Source organism: Streptomyces sp. NPDC029292 (assembly GCF_055569295.1).
This window is the reverse complement of record NZ_JBVHXR010000004.1, coordinates 1-24253: the sequence shown is the minus strand read 5'-3', so window position 1 is coordinate 24253 and position 24253 is coordinate 1. Positions and strand designations below refer to the sequence as shown.

Annotated in this window: 26 protein-coding genes, 1 tRNA gene, 2 pseudogenes and 1 riboswitch; of the genes and pseudogenes, 15 read left to right on the top strand and 14 right to left on the bottom strand. The window is 69.8% G+C overall.

Translation table 11 applies throughout. The features are described from left to right. Nucleotides 1–182: 182 nt before the first annotated feature. Together ACZ4WS_RS11275 and ACZ4WS_RS11270 are read left to right on the top strand one after the other, a co-directional pair. Nucleotides 183–1115 (top strand): NAD(P)-dependent oxidoreductase, encoded by a 933-nt coding sequence (locus ACZ4WS_RS11275; protein WP_467979336.1) that lies wholly within the window; start codon nucleotides 183–185, stop codon nucleotides 1113–1115. After that, entirely contained in the window at nucleotides 1112–2554 is a 1443-nt protein-coding gene (locus tag ACZ4WS_RS11270; RefSeq protein ID WP_467979335.1) for a GntT/GntP/DsdX family permease, read from the top strand. The genes ACZ4WS_RS11275 and ACZ4WS_RS11270 overlap by 4 nt, the downstream gene beginning before the upstream one ends. Before the next feature lie 5 nt (nucleotides 2555–2559). Here ACZ4WS_RS11270 and ACZ4WS_RS11265 read toward each other — a convergent pair whose 3' ends face one another. From ACZ4WS_RS11265 to ettA, 3 genes are read right to left on the bottom strand one after another with little or no spacing between them, the layout of a single operon-like run. Next, a complete protein-coding gene (locus tag ACZ4WS_RS11265) occupies nucleotides 2560–3258 on the bottom strand; it encodes a DUF8185 domain-containing protein (protein WP_467979333.1) in 699 nt (232 codons plus the stop codon). Further along, nucleotides 3255–3665: an acyl-CoA thioesterase gene (locus ACZ4WS_RS11260; protein WP_467979332.1), complete on the bottom strand. Its 411-nt coding sequence runs from the start codon at nucleotides 3663–3665 to the stop codon at nucleotides 3255–3257. The genes ACZ4WS_RS11265 and ACZ4WS_RS11260 overlap by 4 nt, the downstream gene beginning before the upstream one ends. Before the next feature lie 6 nt (nucleotides 3666–3671). Then, complete coding sequence (gene ettA / locus ACZ4WS_RS11255; RefSeq protein WP_467979329.1) at nucleotides 3672–5336, bottom strand: energy-dependent translational throttle protein EttA; 1665 nt, start codon at nucleotides 5334–5336, stop codon at nucleotides 3672–3674. 416 nt (nucleotides 5337–5752) lie between these two features. On the opposite strand from ettA, the gene ACZ4WS_RS11250 reads away from it, so the two are divergent. Both ACZ4WS_RS11250 and ACZ4WS_RS11245 read left to right on the top strand, forming a co-directional pair. Continuing rightward, nucleotides 5753–6100: a toll/interleukin-1 receptor domain-containing protein gene (locus ACZ4WS_RS11250; RefSeq protein WP_467979327.1), complete on the top strand. Its 348-nt coding sequence runs from the start codon at nucleotides 5753–5755 to the stop codon at nucleotides 6098–6100. Between the two features lie 136 nt (nucleotides 6101–6236). Continuing rightward, nucleotides 6237–6494 (top strand): annotated as a pseudogene (locus ACZ4WS_RS11245) (tyrosine-type recombinase/integrase); the annotation flags it as partial. Nucleotides 6495–6578: 84 nt separating this feature from the next. On the opposite strand, the gene ACZ4WS_RS11240 reads toward ACZ4WS_RS11245, so the two are convergent. Next, on the bottom strand, nucleotides 6579–7232 hold the full coding sequence (locus ACZ4WS_RS11240) for a hypothetical protein (protein WP_467979326.1): 654 nt from the start codon (nucleotides 7230–7232) through the stop codon (nucleotides 6579–6581). A gap of 370 nt (nucleotides 7233–7602) precedes the next feature. Between ACZ4WS_RS11240 and ACZ4WS_RS11235 the strand changes: the two genes are divergently transcribed. The 4 genes from ACZ4WS_RS11235 to ACZ4WS_RS11220 all read left to right on the top strand — a co-directional run bounded on the left by ACZ4WS_RS11235 (nucleotide 7603) and on the right by ACZ4WS_RS11220 (nucleotide 8838). After that, on the top strand, nucleotides 7603–7890 hold the full coding sequence (locus ACZ4WS_RS11235) for a DUF1876 domain-containing protein (RefSeq protein ID WP_467979324.1): 288 nt from the start codon (nucleotides 7603–7605) through the stop codon (nucleotides 7888–7890). A 151-nt stretch (nucleotides 7891–8041) separates the two neighbouring features. Continuing rightward, nucleotides 8042–8416 (top strand): hypothetical protein, encoded by a 375-nt coding sequence (locus tag ACZ4WS_RS11230; protein WP_467979322.1) that lies wholly within the window; start codon nucleotides 8042–8044, stop codon nucleotides 8414–8416. 27 nt (nucleotides 8417–8443) lie between these two features. Further along, nucleotides 8444–8686, top strand: a complete 243-nt coding sequence (locus ACZ4WS_RS11225) for a hypothetical protein (protein ID WP_467979320.1) — start codon at nucleotides 8444–8446, stop codon at nucleotides 8684–8686. Continuing rightward, nucleotides 8683–8838 (top strand): hypothetical protein, encoded by a 156-nt coding sequence (locus ACZ4WS_RS11220; RefSeq protein WP_467979319.1) that lies wholly within the window; start codon nucleotides 8683–8685, stop codon nucleotides 8836–8838. The genes ACZ4WS_RS11225 and ACZ4WS_RS11220 overlap by 4 nt, the downstream gene beginning before the upstream one ends. Nucleotides 8839–9010: 172 nt before the next feature. On the opposite strand, the gene ACZ4WS_RS11215 is transcribed toward ACZ4WS_RS11220, so the two are convergent. Next, nucleotides 9011–9083, bottom strand: a tRNA-Arg gene (locus tag ACZ4WS_RS11215). 310 nt (nucleotides 9084–9393) lie between these two features. On the opposite strand from ACZ4WS_RS11215, the gene ACZ4WS_RS11210 reads away from it, so the two are divergent. The 4 genes from ACZ4WS_RS11210 to ACZ4WS_RS11195 all read left to right on the top strand — a co-directional run bounded on the left by ACZ4WS_RS11210 (nucleotide 9394) and on the right by ACZ4WS_RS11195 (nucleotide 15455). Beyond that, entirely contained in the window at nucleotides 9394–11001 is a 1608-nt protein-coding gene (locus ACZ4WS_RS11210) for a GTPase domain-containing protein (protein ID WP_467979317.1), read from the top strand. Between the two features lie 5 nt (nucleotides 11002–11006). Continuing rightward, complete coding sequence (locus ACZ4WS_RS11205; protein ID WP_467979316.1) at nucleotides 11007–13046, top strand: YfjP family GTPase; 2040 nt, start codon at nucleotides 11007–11009, stop codon at nucleotides 13044–13046. A 275-nt stretch (nucleotides 13047–13321) separates the two neighbouring features. Beyond that, nucleotides 13322–13789 (top strand): single-stranded DNA-binding protein, encoded by a 468-nt coding sequence (locus tag ACZ4WS_RS11200; RefSeq protein WP_467979314.1) that lies wholly within the window; start codon nucleotides 13322–13324, stop codon nucleotides 13787–13789. A 277-nt stretch (nucleotides 13790–14066) separates the two neighbouring features. Next, on the top strand, nucleotides 14067–15455 hold the full coding sequence (locus ACZ4WS_RS11195) for a Cys-Gln thioester bond-forming surface protein (RefSeq protein ID WP_467979961.1): 1389 nt from the start codon (nucleotides 14067–14069) through the stop codon (nucleotides 15453–15455). A gap of 126 nt (nucleotides 15456–15581) precedes the next feature. Here the strand turns inward: ACZ4WS_RS11195 and ACZ4WS_RS11190 are convergent, their stop codons facing one another. Then, a complete protein-coding gene (locus tag ACZ4WS_RS11190; RefSeq protein ID WP_467979312.1) occupies nucleotides 15582–15941 on the bottom strand; it encodes a helix-turn-helix domain-containing protein in 360 nt (119 codons plus the stop codon). Nucleotides 15942–16021: 80 nt separating this feature from the next. Continuing rightward, nucleotides 16022–16275: riboswitch (cobalamin riboswitch) on the top strand. Between the two features lie 28 nt (nucleotides 16276–16303). Between ACZ4WS_RS11190 and nicT the strand changes: the two genes are divergently transcribed. Then, a complete protein-coding gene (nicT, locus tag ACZ4WS_RS11185; protein WP_467979310.1) occupies nucleotides 16304–17407 on the top strand; it encodes a Nickel transporter NicT in 1104 nt (367 codons plus the stop codon). 28 nt (nucleotides 17408–17435) lie between these two features. On the opposite strand, the gene ACZ4WS_RS11180 is transcribed toward nicT, so the two are convergent. Next, the gene (locus ACZ4WS_RS11180) at nucleotides 17436–18176 is read right to left on the bottom strand and encodes a YcnI family copper-binding membrane protein (RefSeq protein ID WP_467979308.1); all 741 of its coding nucleotides are present in this window, start codon (nucleotides 18174–18176) and stop codon (nucleotides 17436–17438) included. Nucleotides 18177–18206: 30 nt separating this feature from the next. Then, nucleotides 18207–18788, bottom strand: coding sequence for a hypothetical protein (locus ACZ4WS_RS11175; RefSeq protein WP_467979306.1), 582 nt, complete (start codon nucleotides 18786–18788; stop codon nucleotides 18207–18209). Between the two features lie 127 nt (nucleotides 18789–18915). Between ACZ4WS_RS11175 and ACZ4WS_RS11170 the strand changes: the two are divergent. Next, nucleotides 18916–19874, top strand: a pseudogene (locus ACZ4WS_RS11170) (D-2-hydroxyacid dehydrogenase family protein). 234 nt (nucleotides 19875–20108) lie between these two features. On the opposite strand, the gene ACZ4WS_RS11165 reads toward ACZ4WS_RS11170, so the two are convergent. Next, entirely contained in the window at nucleotides 20109–20660 is a 552-nt protein-coding gene (locus tag ACZ4WS_RS11165; RefSeq protein WP_467979304.1) for a DUF2087 domain-containing protein, read from the bottom strand. Nucleotides 20661–20854: 194 nt separating this feature from the next. On the opposite strand from ACZ4WS_RS11165, the gene ACZ4WS_RS11160 reads away from it, so the two are divergent. Next, nucleotides 20855–21091: a chaplin gene (locus ACZ4WS_RS11160; RefSeq protein ID WP_467979301.1), complete on the top strand. Its 237-nt coding sequence runs from the start codon at nucleotides 20855–20857 to the stop codon at nucleotides 21089–21091. 378 nt (nucleotides 21092–21469) lie between these two features. On the opposite strand, the gene ACZ4WS_RS11155 is transcribed toward ACZ4WS_RS11160, so the two are convergent. The 5 genes from ACZ4WS_RS11155 to ACZ4WS_RS11135 form a co-directional block, all read right to left on the bottom strand. After that, nucleotides 21470–21982 carry a hypothetical protein gene (locus ACZ4WS_RS11155; protein ID WP_467979300.1) on the bottom strand — a complete coding sequence of 171 codons (513 nt, stop codon included), beginning with the start codon at nucleotides 21980–21982 and terminating at the stop codon, nucleotides 21470–21472. Between the two features lie 135 nt (nucleotides 21983–22117). Then, nucleotides 22118–22741: a vitamin K epoxide reductase family protein gene (locus ACZ4WS_RS11150; RefSeq protein ID WP_467979298.1), complete on the bottom strand. Its 624-nt coding sequence runs from the start codon at nucleotides 22739–22741 to the stop codon at nucleotides 22118–22120. After that, the gene (locus tag ACZ4WS_RS11145) at nucleotides 22741–23241 is read right to left on the bottom strand and encodes a DUF5949 family protein (protein WP_467979297.1); all 501 of its coding nucleotides are present in this window, start codon (nucleotides 23239–23241) and stop codon (nucleotides 22741–22743) included. The genes ACZ4WS_RS11150 and ACZ4WS_RS11145 overlap by 1 nt, the downstream gene beginning before the upstream one ends. 158 nt (nucleotides 23242–23399) lie before the next feature. Then, nucleotides 23400–23639, bottom strand: a complete 240-nt coding sequence (locus ACZ4WS_RS11140) for a chaplin (protein WP_467979296.1) — start codon at nucleotides 23637–23639, stop codon at nucleotides 23400–23402. An 86-nt stretch (nucleotides 23640–23725) separates the two neighbouring features. Next, nucleotides 23726–24028, bottom strand: a complete 303-nt coding sequence (locus ACZ4WS_RS11135) for a hypothetical protein (RefSeq protein WP_467979294.1) — start codon at nucleotides 24026–24028, stop codon at nucleotides 23726–23728. Between the last annotated feature and the right edge of the window lie 225 nt (nucleotides 24029–24253).

The window sequence follows — 24253 nt, the reverse complement described above, 5'->3', positions numbered from 1 at the left end:
CCCCCACACACCCACACCCACACCCGCACCGCACCGCACCGCACCCGCACCCGCACCCGCACCCGCACCCGCACCCGCACCCGCACCCGCAGGACAACGCACCTGCACCCACCACGGGCTCCCCACCCGAAACCCCGAAACCCCCGCAAAACAACCCGCTCGCCCCATAGGAGGGCACGCTCATGTCAGCCTCACCCGCCCCCCGTCCCCACACGGCAGTGATCGGCCTCGGTGCCATGGGCCTCCCCATGGCCCACCGCCTGGCCGCCCACCTCCCCCTCTCCGTCTACGACATAGCCCCCGCCCGCCGCGCCCTGATCGCCTCGGCCGGCGGCACGGACGCCGCCTCTCCCGCCGAGGCCGCCCGCGACGCCGACGTCGTCCTCCTCGCCGTACGCGACCAGACCCAGGTCGACGGCGCCCTGTTCGGCGAGAACGGCGCAGCCGAAACCCTCCGCCCCGGCAGCACCGTCATCCTGACCAGCACGGTCGGCCCGGACGCGGCCCGTGCCACGGCGGAACGCCTGGCCGAACGCGGCGTTCTCACGGTGGACGCCCCGGTCAGCGGCGGCCCGGTCCGCGCGGGCAACGGCGACCTGCTGATCGTCGTGGGCGCCGAGGACAAGGCGCTCGACCTCGCCCGCCCGGTCCTGGACCTGCTCGCCTCCACGCTCACGGTCGTCGGCCCGCGCCCGGGCGACGGCCAGGCCCTCAAGGCGATCAACCAGCTCCTCGCCGGCGTCCACATCGCCGCCGCCGCGGAGGCGATCGCGCTGGCCCGCGGCCTGGGGCTCGACCCGGCGACCGTCGTGGAGAGCCTGCGGCACGGCGCCGCCGGTTCGTTCATGTTCGGGGACCGTGGCCCCCGCATGGTCGAGACGTACGAGAGCGACGTCGCCCCCGAGGTGAAGTCCCGCCTCGACATCTTCGTGAAGGACATGGGCATCGTCACCGGCATCGCCAAGGACGCCCACGTCCCGGTCCCCCTTGCGTCCGCCGCGCAGCAGCTCTACCTCCTCGGCGAAAGCGCCGGCCTGGCCGCCCACGACGACTCCTCGGTGGTCACCGTGCTCTCCCCCAAGCCCGTCAACTCCCCAGAGGGAGAGACCCGATGAGCCACACCACGCTCCTCCTGATCGCCGTCGCCGGCGTCGCCACGCTCCTCCTGCTCATCCTCCGCGCCAAGGTCCAGCCCTTCGTCGCCCTGGTCGTCGTCTCCATCGGCGTCGCCCTCGCCGCCGACGTCCCGGCCGCCGATCTGGTGAAGACCATCGAGGAGGGCATGGGCTCCACTCTCGGTCACATCGCGACGATCATCGCCCTGGGCGCGATGATCGGCCGGATCATCGAACTCTCCGGCGGCGCCCGGGCGTTCGCGCACTCCCTGATGGACCGCTTCGGCTCCAAGCGCACCCCGCTGGCGCTCACCGTCGCCGGGTTCGTCCTCGGCATCCCGGTCTTCTTCGAGGTCGGCCTGATCATCCTGATGCCGATCGCGTACGGCGTGGCCCGCGCCTCCCGCAAGCCGCTTCTCGTCTACGCCCTTCCGATGGGCGCCGCGATGCTCACCGTGCACGCCTTCCTGCCCCCGCACCCGGGCGCGGTCGCCGTCACCCAGGCCATCGGCGCCGACCAGGGCCTGGTCCTGCTCATGGGCATCCCGGTCACCGCGGTCGTGATCCTGCTCGGCTACCTGGTCTCACGCCGGATGACCCGCCGCGAGTACCCGATGGACCCGGCGGTGTACGCGGAGGTCTATGGCGAGGACGAGTCGCCCGCCGGTGGTGCGGCTCCCGCCGCGCCGGCCCCCGACGACGGACACGGCACCGCCGTACTCACGAAGCCCGCGCCCGCCCCCACGGCCCTGGACGGGGACGCCCCCTCGCCCTCCTTCGTCATGGTCCTCACCCTGATCGTCGCCCCGATCCTGCTGATCCTGGCCGGCACCCTGGGTCAGAATCTCCTCGCCGAGGGCTCCACGTTCCGTGCCGTCCTCACGGTCCTCGGGGCCCCGATGGTCGCCCTGCTGATCGACGTGGCCCTGTGCGCGTACTTCCTCGGCGCCCGCCGCGGCTGGGACCGCGCCCGCATCGCGGACGTCATGACCTCGGCCCTTCCGCCGGTCGCCATGGTGATCCTGGTGGCGGGCGCGGGCGGTGTCTTCGGCAAGGTCCTGGTGGCGAGTGGCATCGGCGACGCGATCGCCGACGTACTGGACCGGACGGGCCTGCCCGCGCTGTTCCTGGCCTTCCTGATGGCCCTTGCCCTGCGCGCGGCCCAGGGTTCGACGACGGTGGCCCTGATCACCACGGCGGGCATCCTCGCCCCGCTCCTCCAGCGCGCCGACCTGTCGACCGGCCAGCTCTCGCTGGTCGCCCTGGCGATGGGCGCGGGTGGGCTCTCCGTCTCGCACATCAACGACGCGGGCTACTGGATGTTCACCAAGCTGGCCGGCCTGGACGTGGCGACGGGCCTGCGCACCTGGACGGTCCTGACGACCACGATGGGCGTGCTGGGCTTCGGTCTCACCGCGGCCCTGTGGCCCCTCGTCTGAGGTGATCAGCGAACGCTGACGTCCAGCGCCCCAAATCCCGCCTTGCGTACGGCGATCGATCCGTACGGCGTACGCAGCCGGAGCCACGCGCCCGACGAGTACAGCCCCAACTGGGCCTCGTCGGGCGCGCCTTGGCGTTCGGGGCGCACGGGCCGGAGGAATCCGAGCGACTGCGCCGCGTGGGCGGCGCGCACCGGAAGGCCGGTGTCGCCGATCGGCCGGGACCAGATCTCCCGCCCGATACGGTCGAGTTCGGCGCGGGTACGCAGCTCGGGCGCCAACTCCTGTGTACGGGACCGGAATTCGGCCACCGCAGCGGAGACCATCGCGCGCACGGCGTCCGGAGCGGGCAGCCCCGCCTCCTGCCGCCAGCCCCCGCGGGGCGGGAGCACCCCGGCCCACGGCGGCCCGGTGACCGCCTGCGGAACAGTGGCCGTGGCGGCCGACTCGTCGACGGACTCCAGGAGTTCACCGGCGGAGACGGTCACGTCGAGCATGACGTCGAGCCCGTTCTCGTACGGCTTGGCGAGCAGCGCCGTACGGATCGCGAGGACCTCGAACGACGGCGGGCGCCCGAAGACCGCGAGCGCGGTCCCGGCGGCCTGCAGTCGTACCGCCGCCGCGCGGTCGTAGTGGATCAGCCGGGCGAGGAAGGCGGCGAGGTCCGCCGCCTCCCCTTCGTCGGCGAGGTGCAGGACGGTCATGCCGCGACGGCCTCTTCGACGTCGTCCCGGTACCCCTCCAGGAACTCCCGCTCCTCGGAGGTGATGCGGCGCGGACGCTGGGCCGCGAAGTCGAACGGCACGATCACGGTCGAGGCCCGTACGTACACCTCGTCGGGGTCCTTGACCTCGTACGTGATCGTGAACGACGCGGCCCGGATCTCCGTGATCCACAGCTCGACGTCCACCGGCGCGTGCCGGTGGACCAGCTGCCGCTTGTAGTCGATCTCATGGCGAGCCACCACGGACCCCTGCTTGAAGTCCTTCTCCGGGCGGAACAGGAAGTCGATACGGGCTTCCTCCAAGTACCGGAGGAAAACCACGTTGTTGACGTGGCCGTACGCGTCCATGTCCGCCCAGCGCAGCGGGCAGCGGTAGATGTGCCGCAAGATCGATCAGCCCCGGGTCAGCTTCTTGTAGGTGGCACGGTGCGGGCGCGCCGCGTCCGGGCCGAGTCGCTCGACCTTGTTCTTCTCGTACGACTCGAAGTTGCCCTCGAACCAGAACCACTTGGAGTCGCCCTCGTACGCGAGGATGTGCGTGGCGACCCGGTCGAGGAACCAGCGGTCGTGGGAGACGACCACTGCGGCACCCGGGAACTCGAGCAGCGCGTTCTCGAGCGAGGACAGGGTCTCCACGTCGAGGTCGTTGGTCGGCTCGTCGAGGAGCAGCAGGTTGCCGCCCTGCTTGAGGGTGAGCGCGAGGTTGAGGCGGTTGCGCTCACCACCGGAGAGGACACCGGCGGGCTTCTGCTGGTCCGGGCCCTTGAAGCCGAACGCGGAGACGTACGCGCGCGACGGCATCTCGACCTGACCCACATTGATGTAGTCCAGCTCGTCGGAGACGACGGCCCACAGCGACTTCTTCGGGTCGATGTTCTCGCGGCTCTGGTCGACGTACGAGATCTTGACGGTCTCGCCGACCTTGATCGAGCCGGAGTCCGGCGTCTCGAGCCCCTGGATCATCTTGAAGAGGGTGGTCTTGCCGGCGCCGTTCGGGCCGATGACCCCGACGATCCCGTTACGCGGCAGCGTAAAGGAAAGATCATCGATGAGGACCTTCTCTCCGAAGGCCTTGGAGAGGTTGTTGACCTCGACGACGATGGAGCCCAGACGCGGGCCCGGCGGGATCTGGATCTCCTCGAAGTCCAGCTTCCGCATCTTGTCGGCCTCGGCGGCCATCTCCTCGTACCGGGACAGACGCGCCTTGGACTTGGCCTGCCGCCCCTTGGCGTTGGAGCGAACCCACTCAAGCTCTTCCTTGAGCCTCTTCGCCCGCTTGGCGTCCTTCTGGCCCTCGACCTTGAGGCGGGAGGCCTTCTTGTCGAGGTACGTGGAGTAGTTGCCCTCGTAGGGGTGCGCGCGGCCGCGGTCCAGCTCGAGGATCCACTCGGCGACGTTGTCGAGGAAGTACCGGTCGTGGGTGACGGCGACGACGGTACCCGCGTACTTCGCGAGGTGCTGCTCCAGCCACTGCACGGACTCGGCGTCCAGGTGGTTGGTGGGCTCGTCGAGGAGGAGGAGGTCAGGAGCCTCGATCAGCAGCTTGCAGAGCGCGACGCGGCGGCGCTCACCACCGGAGAGGTTGTTGACCGGCCAGTCACCGGGCGGGCAGCCCAGCGCGTCCATGGCCTGCTCCAGCTGAGCGTCGAGGTCCCAGGCGTTGGCGTGGTCCAGGTCGTCCTGGAGCTTGCCCATCTCCCCCATGAGCGCGTCCGAGTAGTCGGTCGCCATCAGCTCGGCGACCTCGTTGAAGCGCTTGAGCTTGCCCATGATCTCGGCGGCGCCGTCCTGGACGTTCTCCAGCACGGTCTTGGACTCGTCGAGTGGCGGCTCCTGGAGCAGCATGCCGACGGAGTAGCCCGGCGACAGGAACGCGTCACCGTTGGAGGGCTGCTCAAGGCCCGCCATGATCTTGAGAACGGTGGACTTACCGGCACCGTTCGGACCGACCACACCGATCTTCGCACCGGGCAGGAAGTTCAAAGTGACGTCGTCGAGAATCACCTTGTCGCCGTGCGCCTTGCGCGTCTTGCGCATGGTGTAAATGAACTCAGCCAAGAGAAACCGTCCGGACGCTTGAAATCGGCAGTGGGCAGATACACCCCATCTTGCCTGACGTCCACCCTTGGGTGGTAACCCGTCTGGCCGTGGGTGTCTGACCTGGGGTTTTGTTGCTCGCTTCGGTAGCTCGGCTGTCACTGTCGGTCGTCGTTGAGTGGCCTCGGGGGGCGTCGGACGGCCCAGAGACGGCCCAGCGATCTCTGCTCGCCCCTACCGCGATCGATAGGAACCGTCCCCCAGGATGCTCTGCACCACGGCTACGTTCAGGCGATCGGGTTGCCTCCGTGCTTGGTGGTCGCCCCGCGTCGTGCTTGGTGGTCGCCCTGCGTCGGCCGTTCAGCGCGATGTCGGCAAAGCCACTGCGTGTCGACGGGGACTAGCACTACTGTCGCTTCGAGGACAGCGACCGTTACGTGACGTTTCCATCCGCTGTGGGGCGCAGGAGGGGCGGCTACACGGTGACAGAGACATCCGAACAAGCGGAGAACGAGGGCGACCCAGAAGGCCCCCGCGTCTTCATCTCATACGCACACGAGGCTGACGGTGGGAGCCACACCGAGCGAGTCCGTAGCCTGTGGCTGCTACTACGAGCCAACGGTGTGGACGCACGGTTGGCTCGTCCAGCTGCGGAGCAGCCACAGGACTGGGCTGCGTGGATGCAGCATGAGGTGGAAGCGGCAGAATTTATACTGGTCATTGCTTCCCCTGCCTATAAAAAGCGAGCTGAAGGTGCCGGGGCACCCCATATGGGTGAGGGGTAATCTTCACAGAGGTCTGCAATCTCGCCGCGCGAATGCGTAAGGTTTGCGTGGTCTGTTTTCGAGAATCCTCCGCTCCTGCAGGTCCGGCCACTGCCATGATCGAAGGGACCCTTGATATCCGAGCATGTCGAGCTAGCAGCGATACGCGGCGGCCCGCGAACACGTCATGCACGCCCTCCGGCACTTCTATGCCTCGGTCCTTCTGAACGCCGGAGAGAACATCAAGGCCCTGAGCCCGTACCTAGGTCACAGCGATCCGGGCTTCACGCTCCGCGTCTACACGCACTTCATGCCGCCGAGTAGCGAGACACGGACGCGGAAGGCCATCAGCGCCATGTACCGAGCTGCCGGTCACATCCATGATGGCTCCGAAACCGCCCAAGCAGCTTCCTAGGCCTCATGGGGGGGGAGAGCATCCAGGGCGTACGTAGCCGGGGCACAGTGACCCGAAGCCGCAAGAGCCCCGCCTCCTGCTGAACTAGCGTTCATCAGGGGGCGACCCTTCCCTCAGGGTTTGCCACGCCGTGCTCTGCCGGTAGAGACCGAGCCACTCCACCATCGCTTTACAGCTCTCAACGTAGTCGGCCGCAGCTTCAGGACTAGGCATGCGGTGTTGATCGGTGGTACGGCTCACCTGGTTGCGCACATCCTTCAACTGACGCAGCACTCTGGAAATGTCGCCAGGGAGCAAGTGCTCGCCCGTGGACAGCAAGGCAAAGAGACTCTCACGCTGATCAAGGGCTCCGTATTCGGGGACCATCTGAGAGAGTTGGCGCTCCACCAGGCGCCAGGCCGCCAACATTGCGCCGTCCGGACTGCTGTGGGCCATCGCAGAAATCCAGGCAAAGGAGCTCGTGTTGGGGGTTTGAGGCGCATCCGGCGTGTGCGCCTCCGTGTCTGTAACCGGAGGTTCCCCAGCCGCAGCGAGTCTCTCACGCACCGCAGCCTCTGCCTCGGCGCTAACTTGCTCAACAGCCTCGGAGAACTCTAAGTCGACTCCAGCAGCTCTCAGGTTCTTCAGGCGACGCAGCAGCCCGTTGACTTCATCCCGGAAGGTGTACGTGATGAACAAGGCTGCGACGGGCCAGACGAGAGCCTTGCAGAAATCAAGGACCAAGTGCCCTATCTCCATGCGCCCATCTTCCGCCCCTACCAAGCCGCAACGTCGAGCTTTGGAAGATGCGTAAGCGATGGGCAGCGGCGATGCGTGCACCCGTCCACGGCCCACAGACGGCCCAGGCGGCATGAGACGACCCCTGGCTTGCGGTTCCGCCGCAGGTCAGGGGCTACTTTTCGTGATCGCCCGGCAAGTAACACGCCATCTTGCCTGACGGCTGGCCCTCGAAGGAAACCGTCCGGCCGGACCCCCGCGACCTGGACGTCCACCGCCCATCCGGTAGTCACTCCGTCACGCCACGTCAAAGTCACCGCCGCCTCGTGCGGCGGCGGGCGAAGGGGCGCACCCTGTTAATAGGGGCTGGAGAGCCCCGGAGGTGATCGTGATGACGCAGACGACACAGGCACGGACCGCTGTCGGATGGCACGTCGAGCTGGAATTCGAGGAGGACGACCACCGCACCCGCGCCGCCGCCCTCCTACGACTCCCCGACGGCAGCGAAGTGCGCGCCCACGGATACACAAGCCGCCACCCCTCCGACTCGAACCAGCCGAGGGTCGGCGAGGAGGTCGCGGGGGCCAGAGCCCTCAACGAACTCGCGATGCAGCTGCTGACCAAGGCCCACGACGAGATCGACGAGGCATCGGGCAGGACGTCGCATCCGTTGACGTGACCTTCCATGGCCGCCACGGTGATCACGCGGAGGGTCGCCGTGGCTGTCGTCGTGTTCGCGGATCATGCGGATCATGACGTAGGCGGGGCGTCCGCGGACAGGGCACCCATGGTTCCGGCATGCCAGAAACGCTGGGTGGGCAACGAGAACGGTGACCAACTGGCGTACGACAGTCCGCACTTCGCCCGGCGGGGCCGTCTCGCTCGCGCCGGCCGTGCCGGCCGACGGCGAGGAGCCGGTGGCCGAGGCGCTCGCCGACATGCTGTGGTCGGTGTGCGACGAGTACTCCTGGGCCCTGCCCGCACACGACCTCCAGGCGCAGCAGGCGGGCCGGGATCTCGACCGGTGCGTCGACCTCTTCGCCTGCGAGACCGCGCACACCGTGGCCGAAGTCGTCACCCTGCTTGCCGACCGAGTGCCCGGGCCGGTGACGGAAAGCGTCCGCGCCGACATCCGCCGCCGGGTGCTGGATCCGCTGTTCACCGATCCCCGCCCGTGGCCGTGGGAGACGTACACGACGAACTGAGCCGCTGGGTGCGGTGGAGCCGCGGGCATGGCGGCACTCGCCGTCGAACACGATCCCGTACGACTGGCCTCGGCCCTGCACCGCACCCTGGCCGCCCTCCGCTGCTACCTCAATGGGCTTGGGTCGCAAGGAGGTTGTGCCGAGGGAGTCGGCTATTGGGCGTACGGCTTCGGCTACTTCACCTACTTCGCGGAAGCCCTGCGCGAGCGCATTCGTCAGCCGTCTCCCGCCCGCCTGCGGGCCCGGATCGGCGACGCGCGGCCACCGTGACGCTGCACTACTTCTCGGACGCCTGGCAGCCCACCGTCGACCGCCTCGACACCACCACCCACGAGGGCGCCCCGGACACCGCGTACCGACTGCGCCTGCGCTCCCTCCGCACTCCTGCGAAGTCGGCGGAATTCCGGTTCACGGTGAATTGATACGGGCGCACTGCTTCCGACCCGGACCCCGGTATTGGCTGTCTACCTGCGGCGACGTCCAGTGGGGCGTGAAGACGGCTTTTCCGGCCATAGTCTTCAGCGCGCCACCGCAGCAGTCCATCCGTAGCCCGGATGACACACCTGACCTGCGTAAACGCAGCCAGTAGCGGAGCGCCCCCGGCAGGACTCGAACCTGCGGCCAAGCGCTTAGAAGGCGCCTGCTCTATCCACTGAGCTACGGGGGCCGGGTGTGGTGGCCTGTGTCCTGGTGCCCGAGTGTGGGCTGATCCGTGACCTTGCCGGGGACAAGGATAGGGCTCCCGGATCCCTGTCCCCCGCGCTTCGCCTCCGTGGCTCGATGTGGAGGTTCAGTGAAGCGGTCCTGATAATCGCAGGCGGGTGCGAATCGTGCACCGCTTTTGGCGTCTCACGCATCGGGTGTTGTGCACTCGTTATGCCTGCGTCCCAGTCATCCCTTCCGCCCCGTGTGTCCTGTCGGCGCGCAGACATAGTCATATGCTTCAGAAAGCCTCCAAAATTGGGCATTCTTCGCATGTGGTGACCTTGGACGTACGGCCTCAGCTGCTCGACGCACTCTCCGCCCTGCGCGACCGTGTCGCCGCCGCACGCTTCCCGCTGCCCCTGGCGGGGGCTCCACGCGCGCGTGCCAACCGCGACGAACTGCTCGCACAGCTCGACGACTATTTGGTGCCCCGGTTGAGGGAACCCGAAGCACCGCTCCTCGCCGTCATCGGGGGGTCCACCGGCGCGGGCAAGTCGACCCTCGTCAACTCCCTTGTCGGGCGCCGGGTCAGCGAGGCCGGAGTGCTGCGGCCGACGACCCGTACGCCGGTGCTGGTGTGCCATCCCGAGGACCACCACTGGTTCAGCGGGATGCGGGTACTGCCCGCCCTCACGCGCGTGTGGGTGCCCCATCAGGAGCCCGGCAACGACCTGCCCGGACTCGCCGAGCGTGGCGAGCGGGTGCTGCGGATCGAGACCGCCGACACCCTGCCCCGCGGCCTCGCCCTCCTCGACGCGCCCGACATCGACTCCCTGGTCGCCGACAACCGGGTGCTCGCCGCCGAACTGATCTGCGCGGCCGACATCTGGGTCATGGTCACCACGGCCGCCCGGTACGCCGACGCCGTGCCCTGGCATCTGCTGCGGACGGCCAAGGAACACAAGGCCACCCTGGTCACCGTGCTCGACCGGGTGCCGCATCAGGTGGTCTCCGAGGTCTCGCGGCAGTACGGCGCCCTGCTCACCAAGGCCGGACTCGGCGAGATGCCCCGCTTCACCGTGCCCGAGCTGCCCGAGTCCGCGTGGGGCGGCGGCCTGCTGCCCGCCACCGCCGTCGCGCCTCTGCGTACGTGGCTCACGCAGCAGGCGCAGGACCCGGGAGCCCGGTACCAGTCGATGGCCCGTACGGCCTACGGAGTCCTCGACTCGCTGAAGGCGCGGATGCCGGAGCTGGCCAGTGCGGCCGCCGCGCAGTACGCCGCCGCGCTGCGGCTCACCGCGGCCGTCGACGGGGCGTACGACAGCGAGCACAAGCGCGTGAGGGGCCGTTTGCAGGCCGGGGCCGTGCTCTCCGGGGACGCGCTCAAGCGGTGGCGCGCCTATCCGCTCGACTGCACCGCCGGCGAACTGCTCGACGCCCTCGTGGAGAGTCTCGGCGCCCTGCTGCTGTGCGCCGTCACGGCGGCCGACGAGCGCGTGGGCGAGGCGTGGCGGCGCGAACCGGCCGCGGACGCTCCGGGACTGACGGACCGTGATCCGACGCTGGAGAGCGCCGAGCACCGGATCGGGATGGCCGTACGACGCTGGCGGCGCGTCCTGGAGGAGTACGCCGAGGACGAGGTGCGCACCCTCGACAAGAGCGTCGCGCCGGACGCCGAGGTGGTCGCCGCGCTGGTCGCCACCGCTCTGCTGGGCGGCCGCAGGGCGCGGGCCGCGGGCGAGGGGCTCGCCGAGCGGATCGGGGCGCACGGTGCCCTGCGGCTGCGCGACCGGGGCGGACGGCTGCTCACCGACTTCCTCGACAAGGCCCTGCACACCGAGCGCGAGCGCCGTCTCGCCCCCCTCGACGCACTCGACGTACATCCAGAGCCCCAGGCCGAAATCATCGCCGCGCTGTCCGTACTGCAGAAGGAGAGGTGACCGCGGTGACTGCCGTCACTGACCACGACCACACGGATCACGCAGACCGCCCGGGAGACGATCCCTCCGAAGAGGGCACTTCCGAGGAGAGCACTTCTGAAGAGGGCACTTCTGAAAACGGCCTCCCCAAGGACGCGAGTTCCGAGGACGCGGCCCAGGAGGACGCCGAGGAATCCCAGGGTTCCCGGGGCTCCCAGGGCTCCCAGGGCTCCCAGGGCTCCCAGGACGGCGAGCGTGCCGAAAGCGAGCTCTCCGAAGAGACGCGCTCTGAGGACACCTCTTCCGACGAGAGGCACGCGCGCGTGAAGGACGACGACGCCTCCATGCACGCGGAGAGCGAACCCGTCTGGGACGACGGGCTCATCGCGCGGCGCGTGACCGAGACGACCACCGGGCAGGAGGCCCCGGTGCTGGAGCCCAGGATCACCGTGCAGGACCCGCCCGCCCCTCTCGCGTACGACGGGCCGCTGCGCTCGCGCCTCGACGCGCTCCGCGAGCTGGTGGGCCTGTCACGCACCCGGCTCGACAGCCGCACGCTCGCCGAGGCGGGCCGGGTTCTCGACGAGGCGGCGGCGCGGCGCAGGCTCTCCGGGCAGCACACCGTCGTCGCCATCGCCGGGGCCACCGGGAGCGGGAAGTCGCAGCTCTTCAACGCGCTCGCCGGTGTGGCCATCTCGGAGACCGGCGTGCGCAGGCCGACCACGGCGGCACCCATCGCGTGCAGCTGGAGCGACGGCGCGGCGACGCTCATCGACCGGCTCGGCATCCCGGGACGGCTGCGCAGACGCCCGCTGCAGAGCCCGGAGGCGGAGGCCCAGCTGCGCGGCCTCGTCCTGATCGACCTGCCCGACCACGACTCCGCGGCCGCCCAGCACCGCGAACACGTGGACCGCATCCTGGCCCTCGTCGATGCGGTCATCTGGGTGGTGGATCCCGAGAAGTACGCGGACGCCATGCTCCATGAGCGCTATCTGCGGCCCATGGCGGGGCACGCGGAGGTCACCTTCGTAGTCCTCAATCAGGTGGACCGGCTGCCCGGGGAGGCCACCGACCAGGTCCTCGACGATCTGCGGCGGCTGCTCGACGAGGACGGGATCGCGCTGGGCGAGTACGGCGAACCGGGCGCGACCGTGCTCGCGCTGTCCGCGCTCACCGGCGACGGCGTCGGCGAACTGCGCGAATCGCTCGCACAGTTCGTGGCCGAGCGGGGCGCCGCGGCGCGCCGGATCTCCGCCGACCTGGACGCGGCCGCGGCGCGGCTGCGGCCCGTCTACGCGACGGGGCGGCGCGTCGGGCTCAGCGAGGAGGCGCGCGACGAGTTCGCCGACCGGCTCGCGGACGCGGTGGGTGCCGTCGCGGCCGGCGAGGCGGCCGAGCGCGCGTGGCGCCGCAACGCCAACCGCGCGTGCGGCACGCCCTGGCTGCGGCTGTGGCGGTGGTCCCAGGACCGGCGCGAACCACAGACCGGACGTCTGCCGGTGCGCGCGCCGGCCGATGAGGAGGCCACGGCACGTCAGCGCGTCGAGCAGGCCGTACGCACGGTGGCGGACCGGGCGGTGTACGGGCTCCCGGCGCCCTGGGCACAGGCGGTGCGCGAGGCGGCCGTACGCGGCGCGCAGGGGCTGCCCGAGGCACTGGACGACATGGCGGCACGCGCCGCGACCCCGGCGGGGCGGCCGCTGCGGCCCGGCTGGTGGCCGGTCGCCGTCCTCGCGCAGGCCTCGATGACGATCCTCCAAGTCCTCGGCGGGCTCTGGCTGCTGGGGCAGATCATCGGGGTCACCCCGCCCAACCTCGGGGTGCCGGTGCTGCTGATGGTGGCAGGCATCATCGGCGGTCCGGCCGTCGAGTGGAGCAGCAGGATGGCGGCGCGCGGGCCCGCCCGGCGCTACGGGCTGGACGCGGAACGGCGGCTGCGCGAGGCCGCCGCCGGGTGCGGCAGGGCCCGCGTACTGGACCCGGTGGCGGCGGAGCTGCTGCGGTACCGGGAGGTGCGGGAGCAGTACGGGCGGGTCACGGGGGCGGCGTCCGCGCCGGTCGGGTGATGGCGTCACCGACACCGACCAGCGGCGGGACTTCAGCACAGACTGGCGGTGGGACCTCGGCACGGACCGACGGTGGGGGCGCCCGTCCCCGTCAGTTGGTGCGGCACCACCCCGTCGGGTGACGCGGTTGTCCACAACCGGCCGGTAGCACACAGCGCTCAGCGGGCTCGGCCCGGCGAAGGCAGTCTGAACTCGCGGCGATCGCAGCGCATGCGGTCACCGCGAGAAACGGCAACAGACGCCACAGACGCATTCGTACGGGAGAGGGGTTCGCGATGAACGAGACGATGGTCTGCGCGGTGGGCAACGTCGCGACGCAGCCGGTGTACCGGGAGCTGGCGAACGGGGGGTCGGCGAGGTTCCGGCTGGCGGTGACGGCGCGGTACTGGGACCGCGAGAAGAGCGCGTGGACGGACGGGCACACCAACTTCTTCACGGTGTGGGCCAATCGGGCGCTCGCCACGAATGTGGGGGCATCGGTGTCGGTGGGCGATCCCGTCATCGTGCAGGGCAGGTTGAAGGTACGCAACGAACAGCGCGACGGTCAGAGCCGGACGTCGGTGGACATCGACGCGGTGGCGATCGGCCACGACCTTTCCCGCGGTACGTCGGCGTTCCGACGCCCCTCCAAGGAGGGGGAACCCGCTTCGGCGCCCCGGCCGGAGCCAAACTGGGAGACAGAGCCGGAAAGTCGGTCCGAGGCCCGGGCACAACAGCAGCCGGAGCCAGCCGGAGTGACGTGATGTCAGGTCCCGGCACGAACTGACCGAACTGCGGCTTATCGACAAATGCGTTCCGATCGACCCCATGGATTTGTCGATAAGCGCAGCTCACAGGCGTGCTGAGCGATAACGATTCCGAGTCGGATCGGTTATCCGATGGCATGACCGGGGAGCGTGGTGCGCCGCGTCCCTAGGATTCCGGACATAGCTCACGGGGCTTCTGATTCTGCTGGCGGGACCTTCCCCCCATGTCAACGGGTCCTGCTCGAAGGGGAATTCTGTGTTTTCTTCGTTCTCTGTGTTGTCCGCGCGCAGGCGAGGGGCCGCCCGCCTCGCCGCCGCGATGGTGGTGTCAGGGCTCGTCGCCGCGGGGGCGATGACCACCGCCGGTACGGCCGTCGCCGACGAGACCCCGCAGAACCAGAGCGGTGCCACCGCCACCATAGGCGGCCTGAAGACGTACGGGTCCGCCGTGATACACGACAACGGCGAGGACCAGCAGGTGTCCGCGGGTCTGTTCGAGATGTCCGTCGACGACGGCGGCATGCTGCAGACGTACTGCATCGACATCCACAACCCGACGCAGAGAGACGCCAAGTACCAGGAGACCCCCTGGAGCGGCACGTCACTGAACGGCAACGCGGACGCGGGCAAGATCCGCTGGATCCTGCAGAACTCCTACCCGCAGGTGAACGACCTCGCGGCGCTCGCCGAGAAGGCCGGCGCCGGCAGCCTCACCGAGCAGGACGCGGCGGCCGGCACGCAGGTGGCCATCTGGCGGTACTCGGACGGCGCCGACGTGGACGCGGTGGACCCGCAGGCGGAGAAGCTCGCGGACTATCTGCAAAAGAGTGCGCGGAACCTGGCGGAGCCCAAGGCCTCGCTGACCCTCGACCCGCCCGCGGTCTCCGGTCACGCCGGCGAGAAGCTCGGCCCGGTCACGGTGCACACCAACGCGGACAGCGTGACGGTGACGCCGCCCGCGGACGCCGCCGCCGGCGGAGTGAAGATCGTCGACAAGGACGGCAAGGCGATCACCTCCGCGGCCGACGGCAGCCGCATCTACTTCGACGTGCCGAAGGACAGCGCGAACGGGTCTGCCTCACTGACGGTGCAGGCGTCCACGACCGTGCCGGTCGGCCGCGCCTTCGCCTCGGAGACCCGCAGCCAGACACAGATCCTCGCGGGCTCCAGCGAGTCGACGGTTTCCGCGGCGGCGACCGCGAACTGGGCCAAGAAGGGCGCGATACCGGCCCTGTCGGCCGAGAAGAACTGCGCCAAGGGCGGCGTGGACATCACGGCGGCCAACGAAGGTGACGAGGCGTTCACCTTCGAGCTGATGGGGAGCGAGCACACCATCGCGGCGGGCAAGTCCCAGACGGTGACGATCCCGCTGCAGGAGGACCAGGCGTACGACTTCACCATCAAGGGTCCGAACGGCTTCGAGAAGCGGTTCACCGGCATGCTCGACTGCAAGACACAGGGCAGCGCCGGCGACGTCACGACCCAGACGGTCGGTGAGAGCCCGGCGTCGGTGGGCGGCACCTCCACCGGAGGCACCGACCTCGCCGAGACCGGCAGCTCCGGCGCGACCCCGATCATCGCGGGCATCGCCATCGCCCTCGTCGTGATCGGCGGCGCGGCGGTGTTCCTCGTCCGCAAGAAGAAGGCACCGGCGCAGGACTGAGCAACAACCGCACCTTGGCAACTCAACAGTGAGTGAGCGCACCACGGAAACTCCGTGAGCCCGCGGCCCCGGCCCGCCCCAGGCGTCCGGGGCCGCCGCCTTCCCGGCTCCCGCGCCCGGGGCGGCTCAGCCCCCGTCGGACACGCAGTGCTCGAGGAGTGCGGTGGTCGGCCCGTCGGTCACCCGGTAGCGCACGACCCGCCCGTCCTTGTCGCCCTCGACGACCCCGGCCGTACGGAGCAGACGCAGGGCCTGAGAGACGGCGGGGTCGTTCATGCCGGTGGCGATGGCGAGGTCGGAGACGGCAAGCGGGCCGGCCCGGTGCAGGGCCAGCAGAAGGGCGAGGCGACGCGGGTCGGCGAGGAGGGAGAAGCGGTCGGCCCAGGTGCGTACGTGCCCGGGCTCACCGATGGCTGCGACGGCGTCGCAGACGCGGTGGCCGTCGATGGTCCGGCGGTCGGCGCGCTCGGCGGGGACGAGGTGCATGAGCTCATCTTCGCAGGCGCCGTTATGTGATCTTCAATACCTGCGCAGGTATGCAGCTTTGCAGGGGAGCCCGGCCGCCTCTACGGTTGATGGGCCGTGGTGTTCGGGAAGACCGGTGACGGCCTCTTCATCCTCGAAGGGGCCCAGGCCGGAGCGGCCCTCGCCACTGTGATCGGGCCTCAGATCAGATACATGCGTGGTGAATTCACCTGCGCACGAAGTGACTTGAGGCGCCCCGTCCCACTTCGGCCACTGGTCGCCACACGGCGGCCGGGAAGGCGGGACGGTGCGGACCCCCGTCAGCCAGGAGACCGGCCACGGCATCTCACGAAGTGATCCACGAGGTGCTGGAGCGTGACCATATGACCCTGCCCACGCAGTCGTCCCCACCCGCCGCCGGATTCCGCTGGCGGCGCGAGGACACCGTCCGAACCGCCGTACTCCTGGCCGTGATAGCCGCGCTGCACGTCGTCGCGTTCGGCATCCTGTTCCTGCTCGTCGTCCCGGAGCACTACGAGGTCGGCTCCAAGGCGTTCGGCATCGGTCTCGGCGTCACCGCGTACACCCTGGGCATGCGGCATGCCTTCGATGCCGACCACATCGCCGCGATCGACAACACGACACGCAAGCTGATGGCCGACGGCAAGCGGCCGGTGTCGGTGGGCTTCTGGTTCGCCCTCGGGCACTCCAGTGTGGTGGTCGTCCTCGCCGCACTCATCGCCGGAGGCACCCAGCTGGCCGGGCGGATCATGAACGAGGGATCCAGTACGCACCAGGTGCTCGGAGTCATGGGCACCATGATCTCCGGGTCCTTCCTCTACCTGATCGCCGCCCTCAACCTCGTCGCGCTCTTCGGCATCCTGCGGGTCTTCCGGGCCATGCGGGCCGGTACGTACGACGAGGCCGAGCTCGAACAGCACCTGGATTCCCGGGGGTTCATGAACCGCATCCTGGGCCGGTTCACGAAGTCCATCACGCGGCCCGGGCAGATGTTCCCGCTGGGCTTCCTCTTCGGGCTCGGCTTCGACACCGCCACCGAGGTCACGCTGATGGTGATGGCGGGCAGCGGCGCCGCGGCCGGGCTGCCCTGGTACGCGATCCTGTGCCTGCCGTTGCTGTTCGCGGCGGGGATGAGCCTGTTCGACACGCTGGACGGCACCTTCATGAACTTCGCCTACCAGTGGGCCTTCTCCAACCCGGTGCGGAAGGTCTTCTACAACCTCACCATCACCGGCCTGTCCATCGCGGTGGCCTTCTTCATCGGCACGATCGAGCTGGTGGGCGTGCTGCACGACAAGTTCGACCTGCGCGACGCGGTGACCGGCTGGATCGCGGGGCTCGATCTGGACAAGGTCGGGTACATCATCGTCGGCCTGTTCGTGGTCGTCTGGGCGGCGGCGGTGGCGTACTGGCGGCTGGCCAAGGTCGAGCAGCGGTGGGCGGTCCGCCCCGCCGACGGAAGTTGAGACCGGCGGGGCGGCAGCCGCACGCAGGCTAGGAGCGGGCGCTCCGGGCGCGCGCGAGGGCGAATCCGGCCGCGATCAGGCCGAGGACGCCCACGACCAGGCCCGCGATGCCCAGGCCGCGAGCAGTCGAGTCACTGCTCTTACTGCTCGCTGCCGAGCTGTTCGCGGGCGAAGCCGAGGACGAGGCCGAACCGGAGCCCTCGGCACCGCCGGTCTCCCCCGCGGACTTGGCCGTGAGCGTGAGGACCGGCGCCGGGTTCTCCGGCTCCGCCCCGCCCTTCTGAGCCTCCTCGATCCAGCGGGCGACATTGCCGTCCGAGTAGGTCTGCAGCGTCTTGAAGCTCAGCTGGTCGACGTCGTCGGGCAGTTGGCCGAAGGCGACGTTGAAGTCCTGGAACTCGCCGTGGCGGATCCTGCCGCCGGTCCAGGTGATCTCGGAGACGGCGTCGGTGATCGTGCCGTCGTCCGTCTTGAGGGGGGTCTTGAGCTTGGTGGTCGTCACCTTCGCGGTCCAGCCCGACTGCGGAGTGACCAGGACACCCAGGACCGGGTGGTCGGTGGGCAGGAAGACCTGCACCTTCGTGGTGCTGGCGGTGTCCTCCTCGTTGGGGACGCGGAAGGTCAAGACACCGTCCGTGGCCCCCTTGGCGTAGCTCTCGGGGTGGACCGTCACATGCGCGAAGGCCGCGCCCGCGGCGGTCAGGACGCCGGCCGTGGTGAGGGCGGCGACGAGGCCGGCCCGGCGCAGGGTGGTGCTTGTCGGGGACATCAGGGGAACTCCGTACTGGTGTGGATGCGGTCAGGGCGTGTACGAGAGCCCGGCCGGCGGTCCCCGACGGGAGACGGCGTGCCGCAGCAGCACCTGCCGAAGCGGCCGCGGCACAACGGTGTTCCGGCATACGGCATCCCCGTGCGCCCGCGCGTGAGAGGGTCCCGTGCGCACCCGCCACCACGCCGCGAGCCCCGGCACGAGCGTCACGGCCCACCGCAGCAGGGACCACAGCGCGGCCTCGCCGCGCCGCAGCCACCAGGTGGCGAGAAGAGCGGCCGCCACATGGGCGGCCGTGGCGTGGGGCGTCATCGCATGCGGGTGCGTCATGTGCGCTCCGTGCATGGCCATCGCCATCTGCGGCCGGGCCGCCTCGAACCCGAGATGGAGCGCGGCCTGTGCGGCCAGCATCCCGCCACCTATCCCGACGAGGGACCGCTCCCTGCCGCCCAGCAGACAGCCGGCCGCGAAGACGGCGAGGAACCCGACTCCGTCCGCCCACAACGGCGGCATCTCGCCCGTCGCCAGCCCGTGGCCCCCGGCGGCCAGCAGCACGCAGAACGCGGCGAACACCGCCGCGCGCAGGATCCGTACTGCCAGGGACGCACTCATGGAGCCCAGATACTGCCATGGGCGGCGAGCGGCCGTCGAAGGTTCGCGGGAGCCGCCTCCTGCCGGGCGGCCCAGGTGTCTTCACGTCGCTCGGGTAGGGTCCGGTTGAGCCTGGGAGGGACCTGACATGCGACTTCGTTGTGCCGTGCTGGATGACTTTCAGAGCGTTGCGACCGAGGTCGCCGACTGGTCGCCGGTGTCCGACGAGGTGGAGGTCGTCAGCTTCGGCGAGCACTTCACCGACGAGGAGTCGCTGGCCGCGGCGCTGGCGGACTTCGACATCGTCGTCACCTTGCGCGAGCGGGTGCCCTTCCCGGCATCGCTGCTGGCTCGGCTGCCCCGCCTGAAGCTGCTCATCGCGTCCGGGATGCGCAACACCGTGATCGACTACGCGGCCGCCGAGGCGCACGGCGTGACCGTGTGCGGCACCCCGAGCTCCTCGACGCCCCCGGTCGAGCTGGCCTGGGCGCTGCTGCTCGGCCTCGCGCGGGGCATCGTCACGGAGAACAACGCCCTGCGGACGGGCGGCCCCTGGCAGAGCACCGTCGGCGCCGATCTGCACGGCCGGCGGCTCGGTCTGCTCGGGCTCGGGAAGATCGGCGGCCGGGTGGCGCAGGTGGGCCTCGCCTTCGGCATGCGGTCAGCGCGTGGAGCCAGAACCTCACCAAGGAGCGCACCGACGAGGCCGGGGTGGAACTCGCCGCCTCCAAGGAGGAATTGCTCGCGAGCAGCGACTTCGTCTCCGTCCACCTCGCGCTCGGCGACCGCACCCGGGGCCTGATCGGCGCCGCAGAGCTGGCCCTCCTCAAGCCGACCGCCTACCTCGTCAGCACCTCACGGTCGGCGATCGTCGACCAGGACGCGCTGCTCGCCGCGCTGCACGGCGGGCGGATCGCCGGAGCGGGCGTCGACGTGTTCGACATCGAGCCGCTCCCCGCCGACCACCCGATGCGCTCGGCCCCACGTCTGCTGGCCACCCCGCACCTCGGCTACGTCTCGCGGTCCAACTACGAGACGTACTACAACGCGGCGGTCGAGAACATCCAGGCCTTCCTGGCAGGCACACCCATACGCCGCCTCGGCTGAGCGGTCGGGCATCCCGTACGCCGCCTCGGCTGAGCGGTCGGGCATCCCGTACGCCGCCTCGGCTGAGCGGTCGGGCATCCCGTACGCCGCCTCGGCTGAGCGGTCGGCCGTCCCCTGCGCCACCTCGACCGAGCGCCTGGGCGTCCCATCCGCCGCGTCGACCACGGGCCCGGGCGCCCCATCCGCCACCTCAACCGAGCAGCCTGGCACCCCGTCCGCACCGCACGCTCCCGTTCACGCCTCCGCGGGTCGCCAGTAGACGCCGTACTGCCGCCGCAGATGATGCAGGTCCACCAGGTACCGCCGCAGCGTCACATGGTCGGTCGGCGCGTCCTCGCACCAGGCGCGCAGCCTCTCGTTGACGATCCGCTCCGGGTATTCGACGCCCGGTTCGAAGGTCCGCTCGGCGATGTGCCGGAGCACGACCAGCTTGCGCTCCCACTGGGCGGGCAGCCGCACCAGGCGCCCGTCGCGCACGAAGGTCCGCAGCACCGCCTCGGTCTGCCCGTCCCCGGAGCCATAGCTCTCGACGGGCTGCGGTGCCTGTGCGGAACGCGCGAGGTCCCGGAAGCGGCCGTAGGCGACGCCCAGTCCCCCCTCGCCCTGCGTGATCACGCCCTGGTCCCGGAGCCGCCGCAACGCCACGATCGCGTCCTTCGGAGACAGCCCCGCCTTCTCCATGACCTTCGCGGGGGTGTCCGCGCCCAGGGCCACCGCGGCGAAGGCGCGGGCCCGGGTCTCCTCGGCGAACAGTCCGATCACACCGGTCAGTTGGTCGGTTGGCATGTCCGGCAGGCTAGTTGAGGGCATGCCGTCGGCCGTAGTGAATTTCCGCCCGGGATACGGCAGGCGGAGGGAATGGCCTGTTCGGAGAGGGTGATCCCCAGATGAACGCCGTGACCAGGTGTGGGTGGGCGCGTTGAAGGGGGGAGTGCGGTCGCGTCCGTGCAGCCGCACTTATCGAGTCAAAGGAGAACGTGATGTCTCGCATCGCGAAGGCCGCCGCTGTCGCTGTTGGCACGGGTGCCGTGGTGCTCAGCGGGGGCGGCCTGGCCATGGCGGACGCCGGCGCTCAGGGCCAGGCCGTCGGCTCGCCCGGCGTCGTTTCGGGCAACGTCGTTCAGGTCCCGATCAACGTGCCGGTCAACGTGTGCGGGAACGCCGTCAGCGTCATCGGCCTGCTGAACCCGGCCTTCGGCAACACCTGCATGAACTAGGGCCACGAGGACAACGGCGGCTACGGCTACGGCAACCGACGCCGGACACACGCACGGCGAGGCCCTCGGCAGCATTCACTGCCGAGGGCCTCGCCGTTGCCGCGTCCAACGATCACGCCGCCGCGCGCGTACACGGACGCACGCTCGCACCGCCCTACGCGTACCGGTAAATCCCGCTGTGGTCCTCCAGCGCGTCCCGCGTCACACCCCGCCGGGTCACCGACACTCCGCTGGACACACGGCTCGGCACCCTGCTGACGAACATGGTTCTCGCCTCGGCGGATTCGGTCGGGTTCAGTGTCGGTGGCCCCGGTGGCGTCGGCGGCGGTATCGGCGGCAGGACCGGGCCCGACACCCGGGCCCCGCCCCTGGGTGCGGCTACGCCCCGCTCCCCATCTCCAGGTTCGCCCCGGGCATCGTCTTCAACAGCGGGGTGCGGACGGCCGCCTGAGGGAGCTTCGGGGAGCCGAAGTTGTCGGCGCTCGGCGCGGTGAGCGGGGTGTCCAGGGACAGCCCGGGGGTCAGCGCGCGCAGGCCGGCCGCGGGCGCGCCGACACCGAGGTGGTCGAAGCCGTCCCCGAGGACGTGCGGAAGGGGCGTGCGTGCGTCCGCCCCGGGCAGTCCGCCGGTGACGGGCAGCTGGGGCAACGCGTGCTCGGGGATCAGCCGACCCTCGACGTACCGAGGCCCTTCCGGCGCGCCCGGCATGGGCACCGGCAGCTCCCCGGCGATCTTGGGCATCTGCACGTTGAGGGCGTTCTCCACACCGTTGAGCGGTACGGGGACGGGGACCGCCTCGGCCGCGACGGCGGGGGCCGCGGCGGCGGCACCCACCGCTGCCGCGACGCCGGTCAGGACGGCGGCAAGTGTTCCTCGTGTGGTCGGCTTCATCTCAGGTACGGTCCCTTTCGGAATTCGGGTGGCTCAGCGTCCGTACCGCGTAACGATCCTGAGAACGCCATCAGTTCAAGATTCCCTCGACGGGCCCAATAGTCAGCTCGTCCGCGCATTCGGCCGGGTCGATATTCAGCTGGTCCAGAAGTCCCACCAGCGTGTCAGGATCAGCATCCCGATGATGCCGATGTGCAACAGGGGAAGCACCCAGGTGAATTCACCGAGGAATCCCTTCAACCAGCCCGGCGCGGGCAGGAATCCATGTCGTACGTCGAACGACGTCACATACCAGAACATGATGATCGTGGCGACCCACGCCAGGCAGCACCACAGGCACAGCGAGTTGATGCGGTAGAGCGACTGGAACTGCAGCCAGGTGCAGAATCCGACGCCGAAGAGCGTGCCCGCGTTGAAGGTCAGCCAGTACCAGCGCGGGAAGGCGGCGCGGGCGAGCAGGCTCATGCCGACGCAGATGACGATGCCGTACGCCACCAGGCCCAGCATGGGGTTGGGGAACCCGAAGGCCGAGGCCTGCTCGCTCTTCATGATGTTGCCGCAGGAGACGACCGGGTTCAGGCTGCACCCGGGCACGAAGTTCGGGTTCTCCAACAGCTTGAACTTGTCGATCGTGATGACCCACGCGGCGAGGAGACCGGCCGCACCGGTGATCACCAGCAGCAGGGCGAACACGCGGCTGCCGCCCGCGGTCCGCACGGCCGCACCGCCGCCCGTCACCCGTCCCGCAGCGGCTGTCATCAGCTGCGCAGGCTGCGCGCGGGCAGCAGCACGTGCGCCGCGCTGAGCAGGGTCTCCTCGTCACCCGCGAAGGCGGCCAGGCTCTCCGGCGCGACGGGCTTGCCGGGCGCGGCGTCGGGCCAGGCGCGGGTGGCGAACAGGAAGTAGGCGTAGCCGCGTGCGCCGACCGCGGCGAGCCACTCCGGCGGCACGACGCACTGGGCGTTGAGGTACGACGGCATGGTGACGACGGCCTGGCCCGCCTCCACGAGGAGGGTGAGCGGCAGGCTCGGATGCTGGGAACCGTCGACGAGCCTGTCGCCGACGGGCAGACCGTTGTCGCTCAGCAGCTGCTCGATGGCGGCCGAAGTGCCCTCCGGGCCGCCCTCGCTGTCGCCCAGGGAGTAGGCCAGGAGATAGGGCATGTCGCCGTCGGGCACTTCACCGCTGAAGGCCATGACGGCGAGCGTGCCGAGATCGGCGGCCCGGAAAGGGCGCGTTTCGCTTGAGGTTGAGGTCACCGCGGAACCTTATCGACGCGCCCGAACGGGTCCGGCTGTTTCTTCACCCACCCGGGCGATGACCCGGCAACCGACCACACGAACGAGGGAGTCCTTTCGAACAACGGGGAAGGGCCGACTCCGCGGGGTGCGGAGTCGGCCCTTTGCGCGGTACGACGTCAGCCGTTGGCGCAGCCGTTACCGGAGGTTGGGTTCAGCGCGCCGATGACGTTGAGCGTGTTCCCACAGAGGTTGACCGGTACGTGCACGGGGACCTGAATGACGTTGCCGGAGGCGACGCCCGGGGAATTGAGCGCGGCGCCCTCGGCACCGGAGTCGGCGAAGGCGCTGCCCGAGGCGGCACCCGCGGCCATTCCGGCGGCGGCGAAAATCAGAGCGGCCTTCTTTGCGGTGTTCATCGTCAGCCCTTTCCTTGGAGATTTGCCCCAAAGCCTAGGGAAATGCCCGCAAGCCTTACGGAAAGACACGCGATGAAATGAGCCGACTAGCCCTGGAGGGGAAGACCGCCGAGGAGCTGCGCGGGGCCGGCTGCCGTGTTCAGCGCCTTCGCCGCGCCGTTCACGGTATGGAGCAGGGAGCTCTTGTTCTCGGTGTCCAGCGTGTTCGACTGGTGCTGCAGGGGCATCACGTCCTGCACATTGAGCTCGCGCTGGCTACTGATGGTCTCCAGGGCGCCGTTGAGGCTGGAGGGCGTGAGGTCGGAGGCGTCGGCGGCAAAGGCGGGCGCGGCGGCACCAGCGATGACCATGGACCCGGCGACGACAGCGGCGGCCTTCAGGGACTTCATCGTGTTCCTTTCTTCGGCAACTCATGTCACCAGAGAGAATTCCTCTTTGCGCTGGCTAACGAGCCCCGGACGCGACGGAAACCCTGCGTGCAGAAAATTCCTGCACCCCACCCGACTGAACGGCGTGTCGCATTCTCATACAAAACAGCCGTGGGGGGGGGGGGGGGGGGGGGGGGGGGGGGGGGGGGGGGGGGGGGGGGGGTGGGGCGGGGAATCTCACTGCTG

Excerpts from the sequence above, each read along its gene's own strand:
- ACZ4WS_RS11275 (WP_467979336.1), top strand. The coding sequence starts at position 183 with ATGTCAGCCTCACCCGCCCCCCGTCCCCACACGGCAGTGATCGGCCTC.
- ACZ4WS_RS11270 (WP_467979335.1), top strand. The coding sequence starts at position 1,112 with ATGAGCCACACCACGCTCCTCCTGATCGCCGTCGCCGGCGTCGCCACG.
- ACZ4WS_RS11265 (WP_467979333.1), bottom strand. The coding sequence starts at position 3,258 with ATGACCGTCCTGCACCTCGCCGACGAAGGGGAGGCGGCGGACCTCGCC.
- ACZ4WS_RS11240 (WP_467979326.1), bottom strand. The coding sequence starts at position 7,232 with ATGGAGATAGGGCACTTGGTCCTTGATTTCTGCAAGGCTCTCGTCTGG.
- ACZ4WS_RS11235 (WP_467979324.1), top strand. The coding sequence starts at position 7,603 with ATGACGCAGACGACACAGGCACGGACCGCTGTCGGATGGCACGTCGAG.
- ACZ4WS_RS11225 (WP_467979320.1), top strand. The coding sequence starts at position 8,444 with ATGGCGGCACTCGCCGTCGAACACGATCCCGTACGACTGGCCTCGGCC.
- ACZ4WS_RS11200 (WP_467979314.1), top strand. The coding sequence starts at position 13,322 with ATGAACGAGACGATGGTCTGCGCGGTGGGCAACGTCGCGACGCAGCCG.
- ACZ4WS_RS11190 (WP_467979312.1), bottom strand. The coding sequence starts at position 15,941 with ATGCACCTCGTCCCCGCCGAGCGCGCCGACCGCCGGACCATCGACGGC.
- nicT (WP_467979310.1), top strand. The coding sequence starts at position 16,304 with ATGACCCTGCCCACGCAGTCGTCCCCACCCGCCGCCGGATTCCGCTGG.
- ACZ4WS_RS11180 (WP_467979308.1), bottom strand. The coding sequence starts at position 18,176 with ATGTCCCCGACAAGCACCACCCTGCGCCGGGCCGGCCTCGTCGCCGCC.
- ACZ4WS_RS11175 (WP_467979306.1), bottom strand. The coding sequence starts at position 18,788 with ATGAGTGCGTCCCTGGCAGTACGGATCCTGCGCGCGGCGGTGTTCGCC.
- ACZ4WS_RS11165 (WP_467979304.1), bottom strand. The coding sequence starts at position 20,660 with ATGCCAACCGACCAACTGACCGGTGTGATCGGACTGTTCGCCGAGGAG.
- ACZ4WS_RS11160 (WP_467979301.1), top strand. The coding sequence starts at position 20,855 with ATGTCTCGCATCGCGAAGGCCGCCGCTGTCGCTGTTGGCACGGGTGCC.
- ACZ4WS_RS11155 (WP_467979300.1), bottom strand. The coding sequence starts at position 21,982 with ATGAAGCCGACCACACGAGGAACACTTGCCGCCGTCCTGACCGGCGTC.
- ACZ4WS_RS11150 (WP_467979298.1), bottom strand. The coding sequence starts at position 22,741 with ATGACAGCCGCTGCGGGACGGGTGACGGGCGGCGGTGCGGCCGTGCGG.
- ACZ4WS_RS11140 (WP_467979296.1), bottom strand. The coding sequence starts at position 23,639 with ATGAACACCGCAAAGAAGGCCGCTCTGATTTTCGCCGCCGCCGGAATG.
- ACZ4WS_RS11135 (WP_467979294.1), bottom strand. The coding sequence starts at position 24,028 with ATGAAGTCCCTGAAGGCCGCCGCTGTCGTCGCCGGGTCCATGGTCATC.